General features: G+C 64.6%; 16 protein-coding genes. 10 read left to right on the top strand and 6 right to left on the bottom strand.

Annotated features, from left to right (window positions below):
• Positions 1-293: 293 nt before the first annotated feature.
• Positions 294-821, bottom strand: a complete 528-nt coding sequence (locus J2T47_RS20390; protein WP_253450880.1) for an integrase core domain-containing protein — start codon at positions 819-821, stop codon at positions 294-296.
• Positions 822-1,296: 475 nt separating this feature from the next.
• Between J2T47_RS20390 and J2T47_RS20385 the strand changes: the two genes are divergently transcribed.
• The 3 genes from J2T47_RS20385 to J2T47_RS20375 all read left to right on the top strand — a co-directional run bounded on the left by J2T47_RS20385 (position 1,297) and on the right by J2T47_RS20375 (position 5,108).
• Positions 1,297-3,684 (top strand): DUF637 domain-containing protein, encoded by a 2,388-nt coding sequence (locus tag J2T47_RS20385; protein ID WP_301295627.1) that lies wholly within the window; start codon positions 1,297-1,299, stop codon positions 3,682-3,684.
• 2 nt (positions 3,685-3,686) lie between these two features.
• The gene (locus J2T47_RS20380) at positions 3,687-3,923 is read left to right on the top strand and encodes a hypothetical protein (protein ID WP_253450877.1); all 237 of its coding nucleotides are present in this window, start codon (positions 3,687-3,689) and stop codon (positions 3,921-3,923) included.
• Positions 3,924-4,889: 966 nt separating this feature from the next.
• Positions 4,890-5,108: a hypothetical protein gene (locus J2T47_RS20375; RefSeq protein WP_253450875.1), complete on the top strand. Its 219-nt coding sequence runs from the start codon at positions 4,890-4,892 to the stop codon at positions 5,106-5,108.
• 49 nt (positions 5,109-5,157) lie between these two features.
• Here J2T47_RS20375 and J2T47_RS20370 read toward each other — a convergent pair whose 3' ends face one another.
• Both J2T47_RS20370 and norR read right to left on the bottom strand, forming a co-directional pair.
• Complete coding sequence (locus J2T47_RS20370) at positions 5,158-5,481, bottom strand: hypothetical protein (RefSeq protein WP_253450874.1); 324 nt, start codon at positions 5,479-5,481, stop codon at positions 5,158-5,160.
• A 537-nt stretch (positions 5,482-6,018) separates the two neighbouring features.
• On the bottom strand, positions 6,019-7,587 hold the full coding sequence (gene norR / locus J2T47_RS20365; protein ID WP_253450872.1) for a nitric oxide reductase transcriptional regulator NorR: 1,569 nt from the start codon (positions 7,585-7,587) through the stop codon (positions 6,019-6,021).
• A gap of 192 nt (positions 7,588-7,779) precedes the next feature.
• Between norR and J2T47_RS20360 the strand changes: the two genes are divergently transcribed.
• A complete protein-coding gene (locus tag J2T47_RS20360) occupies positions 7,780-10,056 on the top strand; it encodes a nitric-oxide reductase large subunit (RefSeq protein WP_253450870.1) in 2,277 nt (758 codons plus the stop codon).
• A gap of 71 nt (positions 10,057-10,127) precedes the next feature.
• On the opposite strand, the gene J2T47_RS20355 is transcribed toward J2T47_RS20360, so the two are convergent.
• Positions 10,128-11,516 (bottom strand): aldehyde dehydrogenase family protein, encoded by a 1,389-nt coding sequence (locus tag J2T47_RS20355; protein ID WP_253450868.1) that lies wholly within the window; start codon positions 11,514-11,516, stop codon positions 10,128-10,130.
• Positions 11,517-11,638: 122 nt separating this feature from the next.
• Here J2T47_RS20355 and ptrR point away from each other — a divergent pair, with 122 nt between their 5' ends.
• Positions 11,639-12,538: a putrescine utilization regulator PtrR gene (gene ptrR / locus J2T47_RS20350; RefSeq protein WP_253450866.1), complete on the top strand. Its 900-nt coding sequence runs from the start codon at positions 11,639-11,641 to the stop codon at positions 12,536-12,538.
• Here ptrR and J2T47_RS20345 read toward each other — a convergent pair.
• Entirely contained in the window at positions 12,535-13,035 is a 501-nt protein-coding gene (locus J2T47_RS20345) for an ATP-dependent zinc protease family protein (protein WP_253450864.1), read from the bottom strand. The genes ptrR and J2T47_RS20345 overlap by 4 nt on opposite strands.
• A 56-nt stretch (positions 13,036-13,091) precedes the next feature.
• Here J2T47_RS20345 and J2T47_RS20340 point away from each other — a divergent pair, with 56 nt between their 5' ends.
• The 5 genes from J2T47_RS20340 to J2T47_RS20320 all read left to right on the top strand — a co-directional run bounded on the left by J2T47_RS20340 (position 13,092) and on the right by J2T47_RS20320 (position 22,305).
• Complete coding sequence (locus J2T47_RS20340; protein ID WP_367399511.1) at positions 13,092-14,825, top strand: LuxR C-terminal-related transcriptional regulator; 1,734 nt, start codon at positions 13,092-13,094, stop codon at positions 14,823-14,825.
• A gap of 103 nt (positions 14,826-14,928) precedes the next feature.
• Entirely contained in the window at positions 14,929-15,798 is an 870-nt protein-coding gene (locus J2T47_RS20335) for a hypothetical protein (RefSeq protein WP_253450862.1), read from the top strand.
• A 48-nt stretch (positions 15,799-15,846) separates the two neighbouring features.
• Entirely contained in the window at positions 15,847-20,547 is a 4,701-nt protein-coding gene (locus J2T47_RS20330) for a YadA-like family protein (protein ID WP_253450860.1), read from the top strand.
• Between the two features lie 50 nt (positions 20,548-20,597).
• A complete protein-coding gene (locus tag J2T47_RS20325; RefSeq protein WP_253450857.1) occupies positions 20,598-21,428 on the top strand; it encodes an OmpA family protein in 831 nt (276 codons plus the stop codon).
• A 10-nt stretch (positions 21,429-21,438) separates the two neighbouring features.
• Entirely contained in the window at positions 21,439-22,305 is an 867-nt protein-coding gene (locus J2T47_RS20320; RefSeq protein ID WP_253450854.1) for a hypothetical protein, read from the top strand.
• A 253-nt stretch (positions 22,306-22,558) separates the two neighbouring features.
• Here J2T47_RS20320 and J2T47_RS20315 read toward each other — a convergent pair whose 3' ends face one another.
• The gene (locus tag J2T47_RS20315; protein WP_253450851.1) at positions 22,559-23,335 is read right to left on the bottom strand and encodes an AraC family transcriptional regulator; all 777 of its coding nucleotides are present in this window, start codon (positions 23,333-23,335) and stop codon (positions 22,559-22,561) included.
• Positions 23,336-23,431 lie beyond the last annotated feature (96 nt).

Raw genomic sequence — 23,431 nt, 5'->3', positions numbered from 1 at the left:
GGGTTTGAATGGATATATTTTCCCTGATAAATTAATGCACGTTTGGCTTAGGGTGTTGTTATTGCTCGCTGGGTGTCCCGTCCAAGTGTCCAAACGACTTTCCCCGCCTTGCGGCGGGGTGGAATTTCGAGTGTTTCATTCGACCTTCCGCCTCGCCGACGCTTCGCTCGTCGGGTTTTCTACTGATCCACCGCTAAAAATTTCCCGATTTCTATCGTTTCCCCGTCACTCGCGCAGCTGAATTCCTCTGTTCCGTGGACAGACGATTTCCCCGTACGCAAATCCCTTGGCACCTACCCGTCCAGGTAAAAGCCGCAAAGCAATCCGTCCCAGGCTTCGAACCATTCCACGCGTTTCACTACACGTCGGTACGGATCGATCCCGCACCAAACCTCCCATGGTGTCCGTCCACCTAAGTTCTGGTGCGGCCACACGCGGTTGTACCAAACGTCGAATTCCCGCAGAGCTACCCGCAATTGTTCACCGTCCAGCACACGCCATCGATCGAGCTTTGCTTTCAGCGTGCCGAACAGTCTTTCAATGCGTCCGTTCTGCCATGGACAACCGATGTCCGTGCGCTGGCGGCGAATGCCTGCTAGACGCAGTGCTCCAGTGAAAATCCGACCGGTAAAAAACCGCTCATTGTCCGTGCGCAGGGCGTGAGGTTTTCCGTATCGACCGACTGCCAGAAACAAATGCCCCAACAGCGTCCAGGCGTTCTTGTTGGCCAGGCACTCCAGTCGCAGAAGTCGGCGCGTGCCGTGATCGATCAGGCCGAAGATGCTGTGTTGCTGTCCATGGACGTCCTGCTTCCCCGTCATGTCCAACGCACATACGGCATTCCGCACAGGTGAGTACGGAGTTCGCCGCCGCAAGGCTCGTCGCTGACACGCCACCGCGTACCGCTCGCGGCTTAGGGTGTAGGCAACGAACGACTTGCTCACCGTCATTTGTCGCCGCCGGGCATGCAGCCGGTTGAAGGTATCGGTGACACGTCGGCAGCCTGCCGTTGGCATCAGTGCTTTGAGCTGAATCAGTTCCTCGACAACCCAATTGGGTTTGCGCGGCGAGCGAATCGCCGTGCCGGATTTCGCTCGTTGCCAGCCGGAGCGGTTGAGCGAATGGCTTTCCCTGTCGAATTATCAGTAAGGTCGGAACTTCGTCTTTTCGATCTTTAACAACGCGATCTGAATAAGTGCAGGAGCACGGTGCAGACATCCCTGTCGCGGCTCCGTCGCTCACTGCACCCCCGGCCCCGCCATCCCTGGCGGGTCGCTCGCCGGGGCAACGCACGCGTTGCCAAACCCCGGCTCGCCCAGCCGTATCGACGCCGGCCGCGACATCGCCATCAGCGCCGGGCGCGACGTCACCCTCGCCTCGGCAGCCGACGAAGCGCACAGCTACTCCAACGGCAAGAAGGGCGACACCCGCACCATCAAACAGGACGACCACGTCAGTCAGCAGAGCACCGAGATCAAGGCCGGTGGCGACGTACTCATCGCCGCCGGCGAAGACCTCAGCCTCATCAGCAGCAGGATCAACGCCGGCCACGACGCCTACCTGGTGGCTGGCGACAAGATCCAAGTGCTGGCCGCCAACGACAGCGACTACAGCCTTTATGACAAGAAGGAAAAAGGCAGCTGGGGCAAGAAAGAAACCCAGCGCGACGAAGTCACCGACGTCAGCGCCGTGGGCAGCGAAATCCACGCCGGCTCCGACATCACCATCCTCAGCGGAGGCGACCAGCGCTACCAGGCGGCCAAGCTCGACAGTGGTGGTGACATTGCCATCGTCAGCGGCGGCGCGGTGACCTTTGAAGCGGTGAAGGACCTGCACCAGGAGGCCCACCACAAAAGCGACAGCGACCTGGCCTGGAGCAGCTCCAAAGGCAAGGGCAGCACGGACGAAGCGCTGCGCCAGAGCGAACTGATCGCCCAAGGCAACCTCGCCATCAAGGCCGTGGACGGCCTGAATATCGAATACCAGCACATCGATAAAAAGTCCGTGGGCGAAGCCATCGACGCGATGGTGAAAGCCGACCCGAACCTCGCCTGGCTCAAGGACGCCGAAGCGCGCGGTGATGTGGATTGGCGGGCGGTGAAGGAGCTGCACGACAGCTACTCCTACAGCCACTCCGGGATGGGCCCGGCCACCCAGTTGGCCGTAGCCATTGCAGCGGCAGCGATTGGCGGTTGGGCGGCGTCGGGGGCGCTCAGCGGAGCGGGAGCGGGTGCTTTTGCCACCGGCGCGGGCGTGGGTGCGGCGGGCAGCCTTGCCAGCTCCACCGCCGTCAACCTGATCAACAACCAGGGCGACCTGAGCAAAGTCCTGACCGGCGACACCCTCAAGCAAGCCGCCATCGCCAGCCTGGTTGGCGGCATGACGGCGGAATACTTCAACGCCTGGAGCGGTGCCGAGACCAACACCCAAGTGGTGGGCGGCAGAACCATTGCCAACCTCAACACTTGGGACGGCGTCGGTAGCTTTGCCGCCAACCAGGGCATGCAGAACGTCACCAGCGCCGCCCTGAGCAAAGCATTGGACCAAGGCGGCAGCTTCAACGATGCGATGAAGAACAGCCTCTACAACACCGTTACAGCGGCAGGCTTCAACCAGGTGGGCAACATCGGCGCCCCAGCCGGTAGCCCACAGAACATTGCCATGCACGCCCTCATGGGCGGCATCGCCTCGGTGGTCAGTGGTGGCGACTTCGCTACCGGCGCGGCGGCGGCCGGTGCCAACGAAGCGCTGGTGGCCAGCCTGGACAGCACGTTCAGCGGCTTGAGTCCGGATACGCGCGATCAGTTGATGACCACCAGCTCACAGCTGATCGGTCTGCTGGCCGTTGCCGCGTCCAATCAAGATGCCGGCCCGGACCAACTCCAGACCGGTGCCTGGGTGGCGCAGAACTCCACGCAGTACAACCACGACTTGCACCGCGACCACGCCAAGAGCTTCGTGGATGGGGCTCTGGACTTCTGCAAGCAGAAACCTGAGCTCTGCTCGCCAGGGGCCGAGAAGGTTACGCCACAGGACATGATGGCCGCGCTGGAAGCCGTGGCAGCGCATGGCGAAGGGGCCGAGAAGGTCACGCCCGAGGCGCGGAGACTGGTCAATCAGTTCCTGACTGATCAATTCCTGGTCGATCCGGACCAGTTGAAAAATGACCTGTTCAGCGCGACGGAGTCCGAGCAAAAGCGCCTGGATACCACCGATACGGCGGAGACAGCAGTTGCTGTACTCTCCTTGGCGCAGGCGGCAAAAGCTGTTTTGATGGGCGCAGGCCCCGCACTCGCCAAGGTGGCTGCAGGGCTGCGGAAGGAATCGGGTGAGGCTGCAAAAGGATCAGCAACGGCTCTTCAGAATTTCGGTGGTCGTACTGCTAATGACCTTGTTGCTGCTGCAGCTGAACCAATCAACAAGGAGGGTTTAACTAAGGCTGCTAGAGCCTTGACAAAACACGCATCCGGGCAGAGAGCGACGGGAACATTTCCAAAGCTTACCGGCGGAATCGAAAATCAAAATTCAGTGGCTCAGAGGATTGTCGATGAAATAGTCACTGATCCGAAGGCTGTGTACACAAATCTCAGTCGAGGCGGACTTGAGATTCGAGTTCCTGATGGTAGGGGTATACGCTATAACAGCGATGGCTCCTTCTCCACATTCCTTGATCCGAAGCTGTGATTATGAGACTCGAACGAAATCCTGATTTTGAAATCCTGCGCTCTAGTGATGTGCGATACGAGCATCTCACGACAGAGGTTCAATACAAAGGTGAGCCGGTTGCTCAGATTAATCAAGATAAAGGAAAAGAAAATTTAGAGTTGGAGATATTTGCGGACTTGAAAGATTCAATTTTACGAGTTCCGCTGGATGACTTTGTGGCGTCGCTGAAATTGGCGAGGAGCTCTTTGCTAAAGTAGTGATTCGTTGCTGCAAAAGGGGCTGGGGCGGTTTGGAAAATTAAGGTTGAGCCTAGCGCAATACCTGACTCTAACGAGTTACGTGCCGGCCAAGGCTTATCTAATCTTCGTAAAAAAGTAAAAAAGTAAAAAAGGGGGCAGATTTATTTTTCCTACTCTAATCTCGGCCGATATGGGGTCAAGGGTTATGATTTTGGAAGTAAACTGGCGGACTGATCTTTGGGTTATGATATGAACCTAATCAGGGTTATTTTGCTTGCAATGATAGTTGTGGTTGTGTTTTTAGTTGTTTCGTTTGTTTTGTTCTCTTTGGCATCGCTTGTGATGGCGCTGCTGGATGTGAGTGATGCAGTTCAATCTATAATTTTTAAATTTTTCTTACCGATTTTTTCGATTTTCTTATCTGTTGTTTTTGTGGTTAGAAAGTGGAAGGGAGTTGTAGAGATTATTAGAACGCTTTCACCGTAGCGGAAGAATTTGGCGAATATATTTTTCCTAGCCTAATGCTAGCTGACGGGTCATTATTAGTGTGCAGAAAATAAATCTGCCCCCTTTTTTCTTGCTTTTTTCTTGAGTAAATGAATACTTAAGGGGTGATGAAAATGATGCGCAAGTATATTTTGCTAAACAGGCTGGATGAACGGCTAAAGATTTCATTTTTAGTCTTCTTGGCAATGGTTATTTTTGTATTGAGCGGAATTAATGCTAAGTCAGCCCTTGACGGAGCCACGCGAATTGTTTTGCAAAGTATATTTCTGGTTAATGTTTTTGCATATTTATATGATATGACAATGTATGGTCCGCATCTTTATTTGAGATACGCTGGTGATGCAGGCGGGGAGCAGATTGGGCGGTTTACATTTATGGTTTTCTGCATAGCCTTATGCGTAATTTGTATCTTGTATTGAAGGGTGGAGAAATGAGCAGCTTTTGCGTCCTTTTGAAATCAAGGCCTGGATATAGGAGATGCAGCATATGATGCTATTGGTTCATGGCAGGGCGCCAAGATTTGATAATGCCAAATTTAGAGCCTTCCTCAAAAACCACTGCGGGCTTTCCTTCACAATGACGAGAATCGCAGTCGGCAAAATTCGAGCAGGTGAACGGGTGGCTTTGAATATAGAGGGTTTGCCTGATTCGAATATCTTGGATGAGTTGGGTGTTTTGTATAAATTCCAGCCCTGATTTGAATAAAAACCCCAGCCAACGGCTGGGGTTTTTTATTGCCTGCGATTTACCGCTGCCTGCCCCGCTGCTCATGGTCCGCCTGATACAACGACCAAGCATCGGAGGCCAGCAACAACAGCGAACGACTGACCGCGCAGCTGGGGCTCTGCTCCGGGTCGCCCTGGCGTAGTGTGGTGAGCAGCTCGATCAGTGACATCAATCGATGCTCCGCTGCGTCGTACAACGCATCGGCGGGTGCGTCCGCGTTCAGGTACAGCGTGGCATTGCGTGGGTTGATGCAGTGTTGCGAAGCACCTTCCAGCGGGACGAACCGCTCTGCATTGCGGCGTTCAGTTGGGGCGGTGTGTGACGTATGATTGGCGCCAGCCATGGTCAGCTCCTGTTTAGCTGGTTGTGGTTAGCGGGCCGACGGTGTGCTACCACCGTCGGCCCGCGTCTTTTGCGTTATCGCAAAACTCCTTTACCTGATCCGCGCCGTTCGGCATTTCCGGTTCATGTCTGTGCTGTGCGCGGCTTCTTTCGCCAAGGCGATCATTCAGGAACGTGCCTGTAATGAGCGGCGTACTGTCGATAATGTGCGGCTACTTTAGCTTCGCTCGCTGCCCGGCATCCAGGCCTTGAGAGGGATTCCACCCTATCTGGTAGGAGCTTGGGAAATGGCTGACGTGTTTCCCAGGTGCCTTCTTCGACGACGGGTCGCTGGCTCGGTTGACCGAGAGCCAGGGCGCATTGGCGGCGTGAATTCCGGCAGGCCAAGAAGGGATTGGCGGGTGAAGCGCTCGCGAGTCTCTTGCCCGTCCGGTAGCGCGCAGGCAATCGAAACCTGCGGTGGAGGCACGGGTGGAAATGGCCCTCGACGCCTACCTGGGCGGCGAGCAGGCCGAGCGCTTCTCGCGCACTCGCCAGATCACAGCAGGTTCAGCCGCCGCGCCAGCTTGCGCAGGTTGCTCGGGTCCATCTCCAGGGCGCGGGCGGCGCTGGCCCACTTGCCGTTGTGACGCAACAGGGCGTCCTGCAGCAACTGGCGCTGGTAGTCGTCCACCGCGGCCTGCAGGGAGTAGGGCGTCTCGCCGGCTGCCCGCGTGGAGACCATCGCCGGCGCCGGATGGGTCGTCACCTCCAGGCCCAGGCCGGCCGCTTCGATGCTCAGCAGCGCGTGGCGTGAGTCCGCCTGGCTGAGCACCTTCAACGCCGCCCGGCTGATCACATGTTCCAGCTCGCGCACGTTGCCCGGCCAGGCGTAGGCCAGCACCGTGCGCTCGGCCTCCGCGCTCAGGCGCAGGCAGCGCAGCCCCAAGCGCGCGCGGTTCAGTTCGAGGAAATGCCCGGCGAGCATCAGCACGTCGTGGCCGCGCTCGCGCAGCGGCGGGATGTGCACCGGGTAGACCGAGAGTCGGTGATAGAGGTCGGCGCGGAAACGCCCCTCGCGCACTTCCTCGATGAGGTTGCGGTTGGTCGCCGCGATGATCCGCACATCCACGTGCTTCGGCCGGTCCGCGCCCAGGCGCTGGATCTCGCCGCTCTGCAGGGCGCGCAGCAGCTTGGCCTGGATCGCCAGCGGCAGCTCGCCGATCTCGTCGAGGAACAGGGTGCCGCCGCTGGCCGTCTCGAAGCGGCCCTGGCGGTCCTGGGTGGCGCCGGAGAAGGCCCCGCGCACGTGACCGAACAGCTCGCTCTCGGCGAGGCTTTCCGGCAGCGCCGCGCAGTTGACGTGCACCATCGGCTTGCGCGCCCGCGGCGAGTTGGCGTGCAGCCAGTGGGCGAACAGCTCCTTGCCGACCCCGGTCTCGCCCTGCAGCAACACCGGCAGTTCGGCGTCGGCGACGATCTTCAGCTCATTGAGCAGGCCGCGCAGCACCGGGCTGTCGCCGAGAATACTGCTCTGCGACTCCACCGCCGGTTCCACCAGGCCGCTGCGCGCCAGGCGCAGGCCGCGCACTTCGTTTTCCAGCTGGCCGATGCGCAGCGCCGTCTCGATCAGCGGCGCGCATTCCTGCAGGCGCCGCGCCACGGAGGCATCGAAGCTGCCAGGGCGCAGCGCGTCGAGGGTCACCGTGCCCCACAAGCGGTCCTGCACGCGCAGGCTCATGCCCATGCAGTCATGCACGGGCAGGGGCTTGTCGGGGCTGTCCTGCAGCAGGCCGTCATAAGGATCGGGCAGTTCGCTGTCGGCGGCGAACCGCACCGGTTCGCGCTCCTCGAGGATGCGTGCCAGGCGAGGGTGGCGCTCGACCTGGAAGCTGCGCCCCAGCACTTCAAGGTCCAGCCCGACGGCGGCCTGGGTCTGCAGGCGGTCGCCATCCAGGCGCAGCAGCACCACCGCGCTGCAGCTGAATTCGTCGCGCAGGGCGGCGACCAGGCGTTGCAGGCGCACGGCGGCCGGCAGGTCGCTGGGCAGGTCCGCCAGGAGCCGGTTGAGGAAGGAGGTACTTTTTACCTTGATGAGGTCTTTTGAACCCGTTGCGTGAGCGGTCATTTAGACTCTTCTGCTTTCCAGGTACTTGATTCCAAAAGTGTTATCGGGTGGCACGCGGCTTGCCATCTGAAGGATAAGCCTGACACAGGAGTCGCATCATGTACGACGATTCGCCCGAAAACACTTTAGGACATTCAGCCTGCGAAGACACCGCCGCTTGCGCAGCCGTGGCCGCCTCCCCGGAGGTGTGCCATGGGTGAATACCGCAAACTCTGGTGGACATTGCTGGCGGTGCTGGCAGTGACCTTCGGTATCCTCGGCTACTTCGGCCGCGAGGTTTACCGCCAGGCGCCGCCGATCCCGGATGAGGTGCGCAGTGCCTCCGGCGAGCACCTGTTCACCGGTACCGACATCCTCGACGGGCAGACCGCCTGGCAGAGCGTCGGCGGCATGCAGCTCGGCTCCATCTGGGGCCACGGCGCCTACCAGGCGCCGGACTGGACCGCCGACTGGCTGCACCGCGAGCTGACCGCCTGGCTCGACATCGGCGCCCACGAGCTGTACGGCAAGGCTTTCGGCGAGCTCGACAGCGACCAGCAGGCCGTGCTGCGCAATCGCCTGCAACGTGAATACCGGCAGAACCGTACCGACAACGGCGTGCTGACCCTGAGCGAGCGCCGCGTCGAAGCGATCCGCCAGACCGCCGCTTACTACGTCGCCCTGTTCGGCAACGACCCGGCGCTGCAGCCCAGCCGCCAGCATTTCGCAATGAAGGAGAACACGCTGCCGAGCCTGGAGCGGCGTGAAGCGATGACCCACTTCTTCTTCTGGACTGCCTGGGCCGCCGCCACCGAGCGCCCGAACTCCGTCGCCACCTACACCAACAACTGGCCCCACGAGCCGCTGATCGGCAACCAGCCGACCGCCGAGAACGTCATGTGGTCCATCGTCAGCGTGGTGCTGCTGATCGCCGGCGTCGGTTTCCTGGTCTGGGCCTGGGCCTTCCTGCGCAAGGAAGAAGAGGAGCCGCACCCGCCGCTGCACGACCCGATCAGCCTGGTCGGCCTGACGCCTTCGCAGAAGGCCCTGGGCAAGTACCTGCTGCTGGTGGTGGGGCTGTTCACCTTCCAGGTCATGCTGGGCGGCGGCACCGCCCACTACACCGTGGAAGGCCAGGACTTCTACGGCATACCGCTGTCGCAGTGGTTCCCCTATTCGCTGTTGCGCACCTGGCACATCCAGAGCGCGCTGTTCTGGATCGCCACCGGCTTCCTCGCCGCCGGGCTGTTCCTCGCGCCGATCATCAACGGCGGCAAGGACCCGAAATACCAGAAGCTGGGCGTCGACATCCTGTTCTGGGCGCTGGTCGTGGTGGTGCTGGGCTCCTTCGTCGGCAACTTCCTGGCCATCGCGCAGATCCTGCCGCCGCAGTGGAATTTCTGGCTGGGCCACCAGGGCTATGAGTACGTCGACCTCGGCCGTCTGTGGCAGATCGGCAAGTTCCTCGGCATCGCCTTCTGGCTCGCCCTGATGCTGCGCGGCATCCTCCCGGCGTTCCGCAAGCCGGGCGACAAGAACCTGCTGGCGCTGCTGTCCGCTTCGGTGATCGCCATCGGCCTGTTCTACGGTGCCGGCCTGTCCTATGGCGAGCGCACCAACCTGTCGGTGATGGAGTACTGGCGCTGGTGGGTGGTGCACCTGTGGGTGGAGGGTTTCTTCGAGGTCTTCGCCACCACTGCACTGGCCTTCATCTTCTCCAGCATGGGCCTGGTGAGCGTGCGCGCCGCCACCACCGCGAGCCTGGCCTCGGCCTCGCTGTTCATGCTCGGCGGCGTGCCGGGCACCTTCCACCACCTGTATTTCTCCGGCACCACCACGCCGGTGATGGCGGTCGGCGCCACCTTCAGCGCCCTGGAAGTGGTGCCGCTAGTGGTGCTGGGCTACGAGGCCTGGGAGAACTGGCGGCTGAAGAACCGCGCCGCCTGGATGCAGCGGGTGAAATGGCCGCTGGCCTGCTTCGTCGCCGTGGCCTTCTGGAACATGCTCGGCGCCGGGGTCTTCGGCTTCATGATCAACCCGCCCATCTCGCTGTATTACATCCAGGGCCTGAACACCACGCCGACCCACGCCCACGCTGCGCTGTTCGGGGTGTACGGCTTCCTCGCCCTGGGCTTCACCCTGCTGGTGCTGCGCTACATCCGCCCGGACCTGCAGTTCAACGAGCGGCTGATGAAGACCGCCTTCTGGTGCCTCAACGGCGGCCTGGTGCTGATGCTTTCCACCAGCCTGCTGCCGATCGGCATCATCCAGTTCCACGCCAGCGTCGACGTCGGCCTGTGGTACGCCCGCAGCGAAGCCTTCATGCAGCAGCCGCTGCTGCAGACCCTGCGCTGGGTGCGCACTTTCGGTGACGTGGTGTTCATCATCGGCGCGCTGTCGATGACCTGGCAGGTGGTCTCCGGCGTCCTCTCGCCCGTTACTTCTGGCGCAACCGCATCGGTGCAAGGAGGTGTCGCACAACAGGACTGACGAATCGTAGCGTGCTGTGTTGGTAGGCGGCCCACCTCTTCAGGTGGGCCGCCTTTTTTGCGCCGGGTGTTTTAGCGGCGGTCGACCCAGACGGTCTGCGCGTTGCAGAACTCGCGCACGCCGAAGTGCGACAGCTCGCGACCGAAGCCGCTCTTCTTCACGCCGCCGAAGCCGACGCGGGGGTCGCTGGCGCTGTAGCCGTTGATGAACACGCCGCCGACGTCGAGCTCGGCGGTCATCTGCCGGGCGCGGGCGAGGTCGGCGGTGAACACCGTGGCGGTCAGGCCGAAGTCGCTGTCGTTGGCCAGCTCCAGCGCGTGGCGGGCGTCCCTGGCGCGGATGATCGAGGCCACCGGGCCGAACAGTTCCTCGCGGAACGAGGTCATGTCCGGGGTGACATCGCCCAGCACCGTGGGCTGGTAGAAGTTGCCCGTGCCTTCGGCCTTGCCGCCGCCCAGCAGCAGGGTGGCGCCTTCGGCCAGGGTGCGCTGCACCTGGTCGTCCAGCTCGTCGCGCAGGTCGAAGCGGGCCATGGGGCCGACGTAGGTCTGCGCCTGGGTCGGGTCGCCCATCACCAGTTCGCGGGTCGCGGCGACGAAGCGCTCGGTGAAGGCGTCGGCGATGCTGTCCTCGATGATGAAGCGCTTGGCCGCGGCGCAGACCTGCCCGGAGTTCTGGAAACGCCCGGCGACGGCGGCTTTGACGGCGACGTCGAGGTCGGCATCGGCGAGCACGATGAAGGCGTCCGAACCGCCCAGCTCCAGCACGCACTTCTTCAGCGCGGCGCCAGCCTGGGAGCCGATCGCGGAGCCGGCGCGCACGCTGCCGGTCACGGTAACGGCGGCGATGCGCTCGTCGCGGATGGCCTGGGACACCAGGTCATTGCCGACGTTGATCACCTCGAAGGCGCCGGCCGGGAAGTCCGCCTGCTGGAACGCCTGCAGCATCAGGTAGGCGCTGCCCATGACGTTGGGCGCGTGCTTGAGCACATAGGTGTTGCCCGCCAGCAGCGCCGGCACGGCGCCGCGCAGCACCTGCCAGATGGGGAAATTCCACGGCATCACCGCGAGGATCGGGCCCAGCGGACGGTATTCGATCCAGGCGCGCTCGTGCTCGACGCTGGTCGGCTCCGGGGCGAGCATCTGCGGGCCGTTGGCGGCGTACCAGTCGCACAGGCCGGCGCACTTTTCCACTTCGCCGCGGGCCTGGGTGACGGGCTTGCCCATCTCGGCGGTGATGGTGGCGGCGAGGGCAGCGGCGTTGGCGCGCAGGGCCTGGCCGAGGCGTATCAGGGCGGCGGCGCGCTGCTCGATGGGCGTGCGCTTCCAGGAGGCGTAGCCCTGGGCGGCGCGGGCCAGGGATTGCTCCAGCGTCGCGGCGGACTCGAAGGCGTAGCTGTCGATCACCTCGCCGGTGGCGGGGTTGCGGGAGATCGCGTGGGTCTGCGGGGAGATGCTCATGGCTCGCTCCTGGAAGTGGGCCGGGTGGGCCGGTCGGGTGTCTGTGCGAGCCAGTGTCGCGTTGATTGATGCTTATGAAAACTGAATAATAATGACGATTACGCTCTCGTTTGGAGAATGATATGGACCTGGTCCAGTTGGAAATCTTCTGCGCCGTGGCGGCCCACAAGAGCATCGCCGCGGCCGCGCAGGCCATGCACCGCGTGCCGTCCAACCTGACCACGCGGATCAAGCAGCTGGAAGCGGACCTCGACGCCGAGCTGTTCATCCGCGAGAACAACCGCCTGCGGCTGTCCCTGGCCGGGCATGACTTCCTCGTCTACGCCACGCGCATCCTCGGTCTGGTGGAAGAGGCGCGGGTGGTGGTGTCCGGCAAGGAGCCTACCGGGCGTTTCCCCATCGGCTCGCTGGAAAGTACGGCGGCGGTGCGCATTCCGCGCCTGCTGGCGCGCTACCACCAGCAGTACCCGAAGGTGGAACTGGACCTGTCCACCGGGCCGTCGGGCGAGATGATCGACGGGGTGATTGCCGGCGAGCTGATCGCCGCCTTCGTCGACGGGCCGATAAAGCATCCGGCGCTGGAGGGCGTGCCGGTGTTCGACGAGGAGATGCTGGTGGTGGCGCCGTCGCACCACGCGGCTATCCAGCGTGGGCGGGATGCGGATGGCGAGATGATCTACGTGTTCCGCGACAACTGCTCCTACCGCCACCACTTCGAGCGCTGGTTCGCCGCCGATGGCGCGGCCCCCGGTGCCATCCGCGAACTGGAGTCCTACCACAGCATGCTCGCCTGCGTGAGCGCCGGCGGGGGCCTGGCAGTGATGCCGCGCAGCATGCTGAGCAACATGCCCGGCAGCGCCTCGGTCAGTGCCTGGCCGATGGCGGGGGAGTTCGCCCGGCTGAACACCTGGCTGATCTGGCGCAGCGATTCGCGCTCGCGCTCGCTGGAGTTGTTCCGTCAACTGGTGGACGAGCAGGCGGCGGCGCTGGACATGGCGCGAGGCCCGTCCGCGCGCGGCTAGTGCCGGGGTGCCTGGGTGAAGGTGCGGCGGGTGTCCACCGGGCCGATGCGCTCCAGGGTGCGGCGGCCCAGCAGCAGCGGGTAGAGCATGTCCTTGCGGTCGCGCAGGGAGAACTCCTCGACCAGCATCTGCTGGCCGATGCCTATTTCCATCGTCACCACCGGGCGATGGTCGACTCCACCGGCACCGCGCAGCTTCACCCGGCGCACCAGCGGGCGCTCGAACTCCTGGCTGAACGCTTCGCCGCTGTCGCGATGCCTGCCGACCACGCGGAACCTGACCCACTGCTGCGAGTTCCGCTTGAAGTAGCGGATATCCCGCGCGTCCATGGACGAGGTGAGAGCGCCGGTGTCCAGCTTGGCCTTCAGTGCAATCGCTCCGGGGTAGAGTCGTGCCTCCTCGATCCAGCCGTTCACCGGGCGGTGCCCGGAACGGGATTTCAGCGAGGCAACGAAGGTCAGGACCAGCATGGCGAGCGAGAGAGAATTCAACTCCATGGTCATTCTCCAGGGATTCGCGTGGCGGACGAGTCCATGGTTGAGCCGGGAAAGTTATGGCGGCGTTAAATCCTGGTCGTCGAATCATTCGGAAAATGGCGCATGGCCATCATTCCGATGAGCGGTGTGCTTCCGGTGCCGATGAGCAGATGTGCCTATGCTGTTGCGCCAGGGAGATGGAATTCGGACAAGGCAGGAAAGCTATGGCCAGGGTTTTGCTCGCGGATGCGACACCGATTGTGCGCGATGCCTTGCGCATTTTGCTGGAGGAGATGGGCCACGAGGTGGCAGGGGAGGCGGTTGACGTGCCCACGGCATTGAGCCTGGCGCGGGAAAACCGGCCGGACCTGGTGATTCTCGAACTGATCCTGCCGGGCGCCGGCGGGCTCGATCTGCTGCGCCGCCTGCGCGCGCGCGATGCGCGGCAGAAGGTGCTGGTCTACAGCCGGCAGAACCCGGCGCACTTCGCCCCGCTGTGCTTCCAGGCCGGCGCCGCGGGTTTCGTCAGCAAGAGCGAAAGTGCTCCGCTGCTGCTCAAGGCCATCGCCGATGTGCTGGCCGGGCGCGGTCACTTCGCCCGCGAGTACATGCAGTCAGGCCCGGAGAATGTGCTGGGCAGCCTGACCCCCCGCGAGCTGTCCGTGCTGCAGCTGATCGCCGAGGGGCATTCCAACGTGCGCATCGCCGAGCAGTTGCGCATCAGCTTCAAGACGGTGAGCACCTACAAGGCGCACCTGCTGGAGAAACTGCGTGTCGGCTCCAGCGTCGAGCTGGCGGACATTGCCCGGCGCAACGGGCTGGTGCCGGACAGTTCACCCGGTGCGGCGGTGGCCGAGCCGCTGCCGGCGGAAATCGGCATGCTGCGCGAGCTGGTCGATGCCGCACCCAATCCGATGTTCGTGCGTGGCGTCGATGGTCGACTGCTGTTCTGCAACCAGCGCTTCCTCGACTTTCATGACGTCGGCGCGGAAGAGGCGCTCGGCACGCCGCTGGCCGAAAGCCCGTGGTTGCCGCTGCAGTTCCGGGAGAGTTTGCCGGGCAAGTTCCAGGCGGTGGTCGACAAGGGCGTGCCGGTCAGCGTCACCCTGCGCGCGGAATTGCGCGGCAGGTACCGCGTGCTGCATGCCTGGATGGTCCCCTGTCGTGACTCCAGCGGCCAGCCGACCGGCGTGCTGGGAGGTTTGCAGGACATCACCGACAGCGAAGGCGAGCTGCTCGAGTGGCGTGATCGGGCCCTGGCCGCCGAGGCGCAGCTGCATCGCTTGCGCGAGATCGACACCGCGGCGCTGGAGGAACTGGCCACCCACCTGACGCGCCTCGAACTGCACCCGGCCACTCCCGGGCTGGCCCGCCTGTTCCAGGCGCTGCGCCAGCGCAGGAGTACCAGCAACCCGCGCGAAGACCACCCGGCGCCGGTGCAGCAGCCCTGCGAAATCGGCGCGATCATCGAGCGCTGCCGGGCGGTGTATCCCGATTGCCGTTTCGACAACCGTTGTCTGCATCCCTTGCATGCCTGGCTGGATGCCGGGCTGTTCGGCCACTGGCTGGGCGCCGCGCTGGAGCTGCTCGGCGAGCCGCTGGAAATCATGCTCGCCGCGCGTGCGGTGCAGCCGGGGCAGTTATTGGTGCGGCTGGAGCTGCAGGGCTCGGGAGGGGTTAGCAGCATCATCCTGCAGCAGTACCTGCTGCGCCTGGCGCAGCGCTTGAACGGACGGATGGGCATCGAGCGCAATGTCGAGCGCCTGGTCATCGACCTGGAGCTGGAACTGGCCCTGGCGGCGCCCACCTGACTGCCGAAAAACTCTGATGGCGGAGCGGGGAGGACTCTGAGTTCGCTTTGCCCGGGTCGTTCTTAGCATGACAGCAACTCGAACTTTTACAGGAGTTGCCGCCATGAACCTTCCTTCGAAAACTGCCGACCGGACTCGCTCCGGCAAGCTCTCCGCCATCGCCCTGGCCCTGCTGGTCGCCACCGGTTCGGCCCTCGCCGGCCCGGCCCAACCCGTACCTCCGGGCGCCGCTCAACCTGCCGCGCGACCCACCGTGCAATCCGTCGCGCAGCCTCTGGTAATGCTGGCGCACGAGCAACTGCTCGAAGGCGACCTGGCCTCGGCCCAGGCGCTGCTGCGCGAAGCCGGCGCGCAAGGGCAGGGTGGCACCCGTGCCCTGGCCGAGCAGGCCTTCATCGAGGATGCCGGCGGCCGCCACATGCGCGCCCGGCAGTTCTACGACGCCCTCAAGGGCAGTGACCAGGCCGCGGTGATTGCCCTGCCGTCGGCGGTGAACCTCGCCGCGCTGGGGCGCTTCGACCAGGCCGGCAAGGCCTTCGCCGAACTGCAGAAGACCTCTCCCAATCCGCAGGTCCAGGCCTACGCCGGCCTCTGGAACCTCTGGGTGAGCGCGCGCCAGGGCAGCGACGCCGGCGTCAAACCGGCCGTTACCAAGGCTCGGGTGGAAAAGCTCGCCCGTGCCATCAAGCCGGTCGACGAGCACCAGCGCGCCCTGCTCGCGCTGTTCCAGGGCAAGTCCGACAGCTCCGCAGTGTTCGCCCAGATCGATGGCCTGCAGGCCCCCGACGCAGTCAAGCGTGACCTGCGCACCGAGGCCGGGCTGTTCGCTGGTGGCTACCTCGACTACGTCCGCCAGGACCACGCCGGCGCACTGCGCCTTTACGAGCGCGCGCTGCAGCAGTCGCGCCCGACGGCCATGGAGCGCCCGCAACTGATCCAGTCCAGCCGCGCCCTGCAGCTGTCCTCCCGCTGATTTCCCTTTGCAGAAATCCAGGGGCAGGCCCCCTGGAAGGAGCTTCTCATGAACAGGATTTATCGTCTGGTGTGGTCGCGCAGTCGCGCCACCTGGTGCGTTGCCTCGGAGCTGACCAGTCGCGTCGGCAAGAGTGGTCGTCGTGGTGCCGGCGCAAGCCGTCCGCTGAAACTGGCGCTGTCGCTGCTGGCGCTGAGTATTGGCTTGGCAGCCAGCGGGCTCACCGGCGCGGCCGAGACCAAGGAAGGTTTGGTGGAAGGCAATGCCGGCCTGTACGTCAACGACAGCGGGTCCAACCAGGGTTGCAATTACATGCATGACACCGGTAAGGACGGCTATATGGGCTGGAAGTACGACGGCAACAATGCCAATTGCCTGTCTTCGGACAAGTCGACCCAGACCGGTCGGGTGCTGTTCTACGGTACCGGAACGCAGAAGGATGGCACCAACTCGCTGACCCTGGGCAACGAACTGTTCGTCAACGGCGGCCGAATCGGTCTGAACAACAAGATCGATGGCAGCAACTCCATGGCTATCGGCAACGTCAACGATGCCAATGGCACCAGCGCCTCCGGCGCCGATGCCATCGCCATCGGCAACAACGCCGTGACCACTGAGCAGAACGCCATGGCGCTGGGCACTGGCGCCAAGGCCAACACCCTCGGCGGCGTGGCACTGGGCGCCGGCTCCATCGCAAGTACCACCGCCAACCAGGCAGGCTATGTGCCCATCGGCGTGACCCAGGCCCAGGCCGATGCCATCAACGCCACCACCAGCACCCAGGGTGCCGTCGCCGTGGGGGACGCCAGCACCGGCGTGTACCGGCAGATCACCGGCGTGGCTGCCGGCAGTGCCGATAGCGATGCAGTCAACGTCGCCCAGCTCAAGGGTGTGACTGGTCAAATCGCCCAGGACGCACTGCTCTGGGACGAGACCCTGGGCGCGTTCAGCGCCAGCCATGGCGGCAGCCAACGGAACAAGATCACCAACGTTGCTCCGGGTAACGTCAGCAACACCTCCACCGATGCGGTGAATGGCTCGCAGCTGTACCAGACCAACCAGAACGTCACCCATGTCGATAACCGCGTGAGCAACGTCTTCGGTGACGACAGCACCACCAACATCCAGCAGAACGGCCGCGGCATTCGTTACGTCCGCACCAACGACAACGGCCTGCCGGTGACTGACGCCTACGCCAAGGGGCAGGGCTCCACGGCGGTCGGTTATGGAGCCACTGCTGACGCTGAGAGTGGCCTGGCGGTGGGCCGTGGGGCAACCAGCCAGAGCCGCCAAGCCACCGCCATCGGCGCTGGAGCCAAAGTGGGCGACAGTTCCAGCCAGGGCCTGGCGGTCGGCAACGATGCCCAGGTGCAGGGTGCCAGAGGCATCGCCATCGGCAACGGGGCGCAGACCCTGTCCAACGACGCGCTGACCCTGGGCAACGGTGCGACGGTCAGCCATGGCGCCACCGACAGCCTGGCGCTGGGCAACAACAGTCAGGTCGCCGAAAATGCGAGCAACGCCACTGCCCTGGGCTACAGCGCCAGTGCGCAGGCCTCCAGATCCACCGCCCTGGGCGAAAGCTCGGTGGCCGGTGCGAGGGGCTCCGTTGCGCTGGGCAGTACCGCAAACGTCGAGGCCGGTGCTGAAAACGGCCTGGCCCTCGGCACGGCGGCCACCGTCGATGCGGCGGACTCGATAGCCCTGGGCTCCAGTGCCTCGGTGGTCAACTCCGCTTCGGGCGAAATATCCACCGGCAGCCTGGCGCTGGGCCACAAAAGCGGGGTGGTCGGCGCCAATTCGGTGGCCCTGGGCGCAAGTAGCAATGCCACCAACAGCAATGCCACCGCGCTGGGCACTGGCACCTTGGCGGCAGCGGATGGTTCGGCTGCCCTGGGGCGCGGCGCCACGGTCAACCAGGGCGCTGACAACAGCCTCGCGCTGGGTAGTGGCAGCCAAGTCGCCGCAGGCGCGAAGAGCGCAGCGGCGCTAGGCAATGGCGCCAAGGCCAATGCCAACAATTCGCTGGCTCTGGGTACGTCCGCCGTGACCGGCGCAACCAATTCCGTCGCATTGGGCAGCGCTGCCGTGGTCGGTACCAACTCCAGCAATGGCCTGGCCTTGGGCAGCGGTAGTCGGATCGGAATCAACGCGAGCAATACCGTTGCGCTGGGTACCGGCACAATCGTCGGTGACCGTGCCAGCAACAGCATGGCCATGGGCAATGGCAGCATCGTTTCGGCGGATGTCAGTAACGGCATCGCGCTGGGTACTGGCAGCAGTGTGACCAAGAGCAACTCGGTTGCTATCGGTCGCGAGGCTAGCGCCACATCATCCGACGCCGTGGCGCTAGGTCGCGAGGCCAGCGCTGCTGCGTCCGAGAGCATTGCCCTGGGACGTGACGCCAATACCCAAGCCGGGGCATCCGGGAGCATGGCTCTCGGGCGCGGTGCCAGCGCTCAGACCAACAGGAGCGTCGCCCTGGGTGCCGATAGCGTGGCGAACCGCACGGCCACCCAATTGGCCTTGTCCGGCTACGTCCCGGCCGGCGCCACCAGTGTTGCCGCCAGTACGGCCACCGGAGAGGTCTCCATCGGCTCCAGCGGCAGTGAACGCCGCCTGACCAACCTGGCGGCGGGCGCCGCCGACACCGACGGTGTCAACGTCAGCCAGCTCAAGGCCCTGGGCGACCAGGTGGCCGATGGCGACGCCGGCGCGGTGAAGTACGAGCGCGACCCGGTCACCGGCACCATCAACTACAACAAGGTGGTGATGCAGGGCGATACCTACAACGCGGTGACCAAGACCGGTGGCACGAAGATCACCAACGTCGCCCGGGGTTCGGATGACAGCGACGCAGTGAACATGTCGCAGCTCAACGAGACCAACGAGAACGTCACCAACGTCGACAACCGCGTGACCCATGTCGATAACCGCGTGAGCAACGTCTTCGGTGACGACAGCGAGGCCAACGTTGCCACGAACGGCCGTGGCATTCGCTACGTGCGCACCAATGACCAGGGCCTGCCGGTAGAGGATGCCTACGCCAAGGGGCAGGGCTCCACGGCCGTCGGCTACCAGGCCGGGGCAACGGGTGACAGCGCCCTGGCGCTGGGCCGCAATGCCAGCGCTTCTGCGGACAATAGCGTGGCCCTGGGGGCCAACAGCACGACGACGGCCAAACTCGCCAATCCGGCATTCGTGCCAAACGGCGCGGTCGTCTCCGGGCTTTTGCCGGCGGGCGAAGTCTCGGTTGGTTCCGCCGGTGCCGAGCGTCGAGTGACCAACGTCGCCGCCGGTGCCGATGAAACCGACGCGGTGAACGTCTCGCAACTCAAGGGTGTAGCCGACCGTACCGACCAGCTGGCCCAGGACGCGCTGCTCTGGGACCCGGACGCCAACAATCAGGAGGGTGCGTTCAGCGCCAATCGGGCCGGGCGTGGGCCGAGCAAGATCACCAACGTCGCCGCCGGCGATATCAACTCCACTTCCACCGATGCAGTGAACGGCTCGCAGCTGTACGAGGTGACCACCCAGATCAACAACATCACCCTGGGCGGCATCAAGTACTTCCACGCCAACTCGCAGAAAGCCGACTCGGTTGCCAGCGGTGCTGACTCCATCGCCGTCGGCCCGGCCGCCCAGGCTTCCGGGACCTCGTCCCTGGCCATGGGGGACGGCGCCAATGCCAGTGCCAGCAACGCCAGCGCCATCGGCAGCAACGCTGCTGCCAGCGGTGAGGGCGCTACGGCGGTAGGCACCGGCTCCAGCGCCACCGGCAGTTCCTCGGTGGCCATGGGTGACGGCGCTGCCGCCACCGGCGAGCGTAGCTCGGCCATCGGTGCCGGGGCCAGTGCCGAGGCCGCCAACAGCGTGGCCCTGGGCGCCGACTCGGTGGCCGATCGCGACAACAGCGTCTCGGTGGGCAGTGCCGGCAACGAACGGCAGATCACCAACGTCAAGGCCGGCGAGGCCGATACCGATGCGGTCAACGTCTCCCAGCTGCGCGACCACGGCGACACGATCAACAGCACCATCAACAACGTCGACAATCGCGTCACCCAGGCGAAGACCGACATTACCCAGCTGCAGAACGGCACTGATGGCATGTTCCAGGTAAACAACAGCAGCAACCTGCCCAAGCCACGTCCCACCGGCACCGACGCAGTAGCCGGCGGTGCCGGGGCCGAGGCCTCGGGCAGCAACAGTGCCGCCATCGGCACCCGCGCGCGGGCCAGCGGCGCCAACGCCACGGCCCTGGGCAACGGTTCCAGCGCCCAGGCGCAGAACTCGGTGGCACTGGGCGCCAACTCGGTGGCCGACCGCGCCAACAGCGTCTCGGTGGGCAGCGCCGGCAACGAGCGGCAGATCACCAACGTCGCCGCCGGCACCGCGCCGACCGACGCGGTGAACGTCAGCCAGTTGCAGCAGAGCATGGGTGACATCTCCAACCAGTTCTACGACTACACCGACTCCCGCTACAACGCGCTGCGCCACGACCTGAAGAAGCAGGACGACATCCTCAGCGCCGGTATCGCCGGGGCCATGGCCATGGCGACCCTGCCGCAGCCGCACTCGGCCGGGGCCAGCATGGCCACCGTCGGGCTGGGCAACTACCGCGGCCAGGGCGCCCTGGCGGTTGGCGTCTCGCGCATCTCCGACAACGGCAAATGGGTCACCAAGCTGCAGGGCAGCACCAGCAGCCAGGGTGACGCCGGCGTCGCCGTCGGTCTCGGTTACCAGTGGTAAGTCATTGCGTCGCGGCCCGGCTCCGGTCGGGCTGCGCAGAGGAGGTCAAGATGAACACTTTCACCATTCGCAACCTGTGCACCCTGGCGCTGGCCTGCAGCGGTCTGCTGCTGGCGGCCTGCGGCAGCCACAGCGTGGTCGATGCCCAGGGCCACAGCGCCGATCCGCAGTTCCCGGCCATCGCCGATTCCTACCGCCCGCAGGGCAGCTACGTGAACCTGGAGAACCTCGGCAAGGTGCAGCCGGGCATGAGCAAGGACCAGCTCTACGAACTGCTCGGCACCCCGCACTTCAATGAAGGGATGTTCGGTGTGCACGAGTGGGACTATGTCCTGCGCTTCCGTCGCGCCGGCCGCGAGGACCTGGTCTGCCAGTACAAGGTGCTGTTCGACAAGGACATGCAGGCCCAGACCTTCCTGTTCTCGCCGGTCGATTGCCTGGATCAGGCCCGGCCCGCGCCGGAGCAGTCCCCGGTGACGGCGCCGGCTCCCGTTCCGGCACAGCGCGTCACCCTCGGCGGCGATGCCACCTTCGCCTTCAACAGCGCCGAACTCAGCCCCGCCGGCCGCAGCAGCCTGGCGCGCCTGGCCGGGCAGCTGAAGGCGCAGCAGCCGGCGCACATCAGCATTACCGGGCACACCGACCGTCTCGGCTCGCCGGCCTACAACCTCGATCTGTCGCGCCGCCGTGCCGAAGCGGTGCGCGACTACCTCGCCGCCGCCGGCGTGCCGTCCGCCTCGATGCGGGTACGCGGTGCTGGCGCTGCCGAGCCGGTGGCCGATTGCCCGGACCTGCCGCGCGCCCAACTGATCAACTGCCTGGCGGCCGATCGCCGGGTCGTCATCGAATCCAGCGCCGTTGCGGCGCAAGCTCAAGAGTGAGGAACACGCCATGAACACCCAAAGCAAATGGCTGACCGCGATGCTGATTCCCGTCTGCCTGCTGGCCGGCTGCAAAGGCTCCGACCAGGCAACCGCCCCCCGGGCCGCCGCTGCCACCCAACAGAAACTGGGCACGCTGGACTACCCGGCCCTGCCGATCATCCGCAACGCCGTGTTCAGCATGAGCCCGCTGGTGGACGGCAAGCGCAACCCCGCCGTGATGCAGCAGCTCTGCGGCCTGGCCCGCGGTGAATCGACCCAGGCGGAAGTCGACCGCTTCGTCGCCGCCAGTGGCGAAAGCGCCACCAGCCTGAAAGAGAAGGGCGGTGTCACCGCCTTGCTGGTCAACGGCAACCACGCCGGCCAGCAGATCGCCTGCGCCGCCTACCTGGCTACCGCGCCGCTGATCCAGGTCGACGGCAACGAGTTCATCGCCCCGCAGAAAGGCGCCGACGGCAAGCTGCAGGTCGACCAGGCTCGCCTGAGCGAAGTCATGGCCGTGCGCATGGCCCTGGCCCGCACCGACGCCGAGTACTTCGGCCTGATCGCCGAGAAGCTGCAGCAGACTCCCGGCCTCACCGATTCGCAGTACCAGGCGCGCACCCGCGAGCTGTTCTCCGAACTGGCGCCGGCCTACCTCAAACGCGTGAAGGAAATGATGCCCCCGCCCGGCACCCGCTTCGACCTGAAGCAGATGGACAGCGAGCGCTTCGCCTTCAGCACCTCCAACGGCGGCGAATACCAGTACACCAGCGACGGCATGACCCTGCGCCAGGACAACATCACCTGGTACGGCGACGGCCAACTGATGGGGCAGCCGCATACCCTGAAGGTCGCGTACTACCCCGAGACGGTCACCCAGGTGCTGGGCAAGTGAGCTGCGAGTAGAGGATAAGAAAACGGCCCGTATCGGGCCGTTTTTTTTGCCTGGTTCTACCCGTTGCACCTGTTCCACGCGCGCTGGGCCAGCGACCTGGATGACCTTGCCGGAAGGCAGTTTTACCTTCCCGCGCAATTCGGCAGCAGAGAGCCAGGGAACTGCATGAGCGCATCGAGGCCGGACACGCTCCTGGTCATCGCCGTTCCCCGGGAGGCGGGCGGCAAGGGGCAGCCCGATTGCGCAGGAGCGGCTAGGCGCTGTCCGCCGACGCCTGGTAGCTGCTGGGCGCCACGCCCAGGCTGCGGCGGAACATGCTGGAGAAGGCGCTCGGGCTGTCGTAGCCCAGTTCCAGCGCCACGCGGGTGACCGGGTTGCCCGCCGCGAGGCGGGTGACGGCGGCGAGCAGGCAGGCCTGCTGGCGCCAGGCGCCGAAGGACAGGCCGGTCTGCTGGCGGAACAGGCGGCTGAAGGTGCGCGTGCTGCAATGCAGCTCGGCGGCCCAGCGATCGGCGGTGATGCCGATGTCCGGTGCGCGCAGGAAGTCGCGGCACAGCTCCACCAGGCGCGGGTGCGACGGCAGCGGGGCGAACAACGGCAGGCTCGGTGCCTGGCGCAGTTCGTGGAGCAGCAGACGCAGCAGGTCGCCGTCGCGGCCGCCCTCGTCGTGCAGCGCCGGTACCTCGACGCTGGCCAGCAGCAGGTGATGCAGCAGCGGCGAGACGGTCAGCGCCTGACACAGCAAAGTGTCGCGCACCGGCACCTGCGGGTCGATGTACAGGCTGCGCGTGCTCACGCCGCGCATCAGCACCCGGTGCTGCTTGCCGGCGGGAATCCACACGCCGCTGTAGGGCGGGATCACCCAGGCGCCGTCCTCGGTCTCCACCTCCATCAGCCCGCTCATGCCATAGAGGAACTGCGCCCGGCGGTGCGCGTGGGGCTTGAGCAGCGTGCCGAGCGGGTAGTCGGTGCCGATGGCGAGCACGGCGCGGTCGACGTGGTCGACGCTGGCGAGGGGGATGTTGAGCATGGCGGCGAATCTGGCTGGGATGCGACGATTATTCGTCAATCTGCTGGAAATGGCCAACAGCCCGGCGGCCGAGAGCCGCGGCCCGCCCGGCGCCGG

The sequence above is a fragment of the Pseudomonas nitroreducens genome (genome assembly GCF_024170165.1).
Taxonomy (GTDB): domain Bacteria; phylum Pseudomonadota; class Gammaproteobacteria; order Pseudomonadales; family Pseudomonadaceae; genus Pseudomonas; species Pseudomonas nitroreducens_C.
Note: the sequence above shows the minus strand (reverse complement) of the source record. Positions and strands in the feature narration are given on the sequence as shown.

Bases quoted from the DNA above. Each gene is read 5' to 3' on its own strand.
- J2T47_RS20390 (WP_253450880.1), bottom strand. From the start codon at position 821: ATGACGGGGAAGCAGGACGTCCATGGACAGCAACACAGCATCTTCGGC.
- J2T47_RS20380 (WP_253450877.1), top strand. From the start codon at position 3,687: ATGAGACTCGAACGAAATCCTGATTTTGAAATCCTGCGCTCTAGTGAT.
- J2T47_RS20375 (WP_253450875.1), top strand. From the start codon at position 4,890: ATGCAGCATATGATGCTATTGGTTCATGGCAGGGCGCCAAGATTTGAT.
- J2T47_RS20370 (WP_253450874.1), bottom strand. From the start codon at position 5,481: ATGGCTGGCGCCAATCATACGTCACACACCGCCCCAACTGAACGCCGC.
- norR (WP_253450872.1), bottom strand. From the start codon at position 7,587: ATGACCGCTCACGCAACGGGTTCAAAAGACCTCATCAAGGTAAAAAGT.
- J2T47_RS20360 (WP_253450870.1), top strand. From the start codon at position 7,780: ATGGGTGAATACCGCAAACTCTGGTGGACATTGCTGGCGGTGCTGGCA.
- J2T47_RS20355 (WP_253450868.1), bottom strand. From the start codon at position 11,516: ATGAGCATCTCCCCGCAGACCCACGCGATCTCCCGCAACCCCGCCACC.
- ptrR (WP_253450866.1), top strand. From the start codon at position 11,639: ATGGACCTGGTCCAGTTGGAAATCTTCTGCGCCGTGGCGGCCCACAAG.
- J2T47_RS20345 (WP_253450864.1), bottom strand. From the start codon at position 13,035: ATGGAGTTGAATTCTCTCTCGCTCGCCATGCTGGTCCTGACCTTCGTT.
- J2T47_RS20340 (WP_367399511.1), top strand. From the start codon at position 13,092: ATGGCGGCGTTAAATCCTGGTCGTCGAATCATTCGGAAAATGGCGCAT.
- J2T47_RS20335 (WP_253450862.1), top strand. From the start codon at position 14,929: ATGAACCTTCCTTCGAAAACTGCCGACCGGACTCGCTCCGGCAAGCTC.
- J2T47_RS20330 (WP_253450860.1), top strand. From the start codon at position 15,847: ATGAACAGGATTTATCGTCTGGTGTGGTCGCGCAGTCGCGCCACCTGG.
- J2T47_RS20325 (WP_253450857.1), top strand. From the start codon at position 20,598: ATGAACACTTTCACCATTCGCAACCTGTGCACCCTGGCGCTGGCCTGC.
- J2T47_RS20320 (WP_253450854.1), top strand. From the start codon at position 21,439: ATGAACACCCAAAGCAAATGGCTGACCGCGATGCTGATTCCCGTCTGC.
- J2T47_RS20315 (WP_253450851.1), bottom strand. From the start codon at position 23,335: ATGCTCAACATCCCCCTCGCCAGCGTCGACCACGTCGACCGCGCCGTG.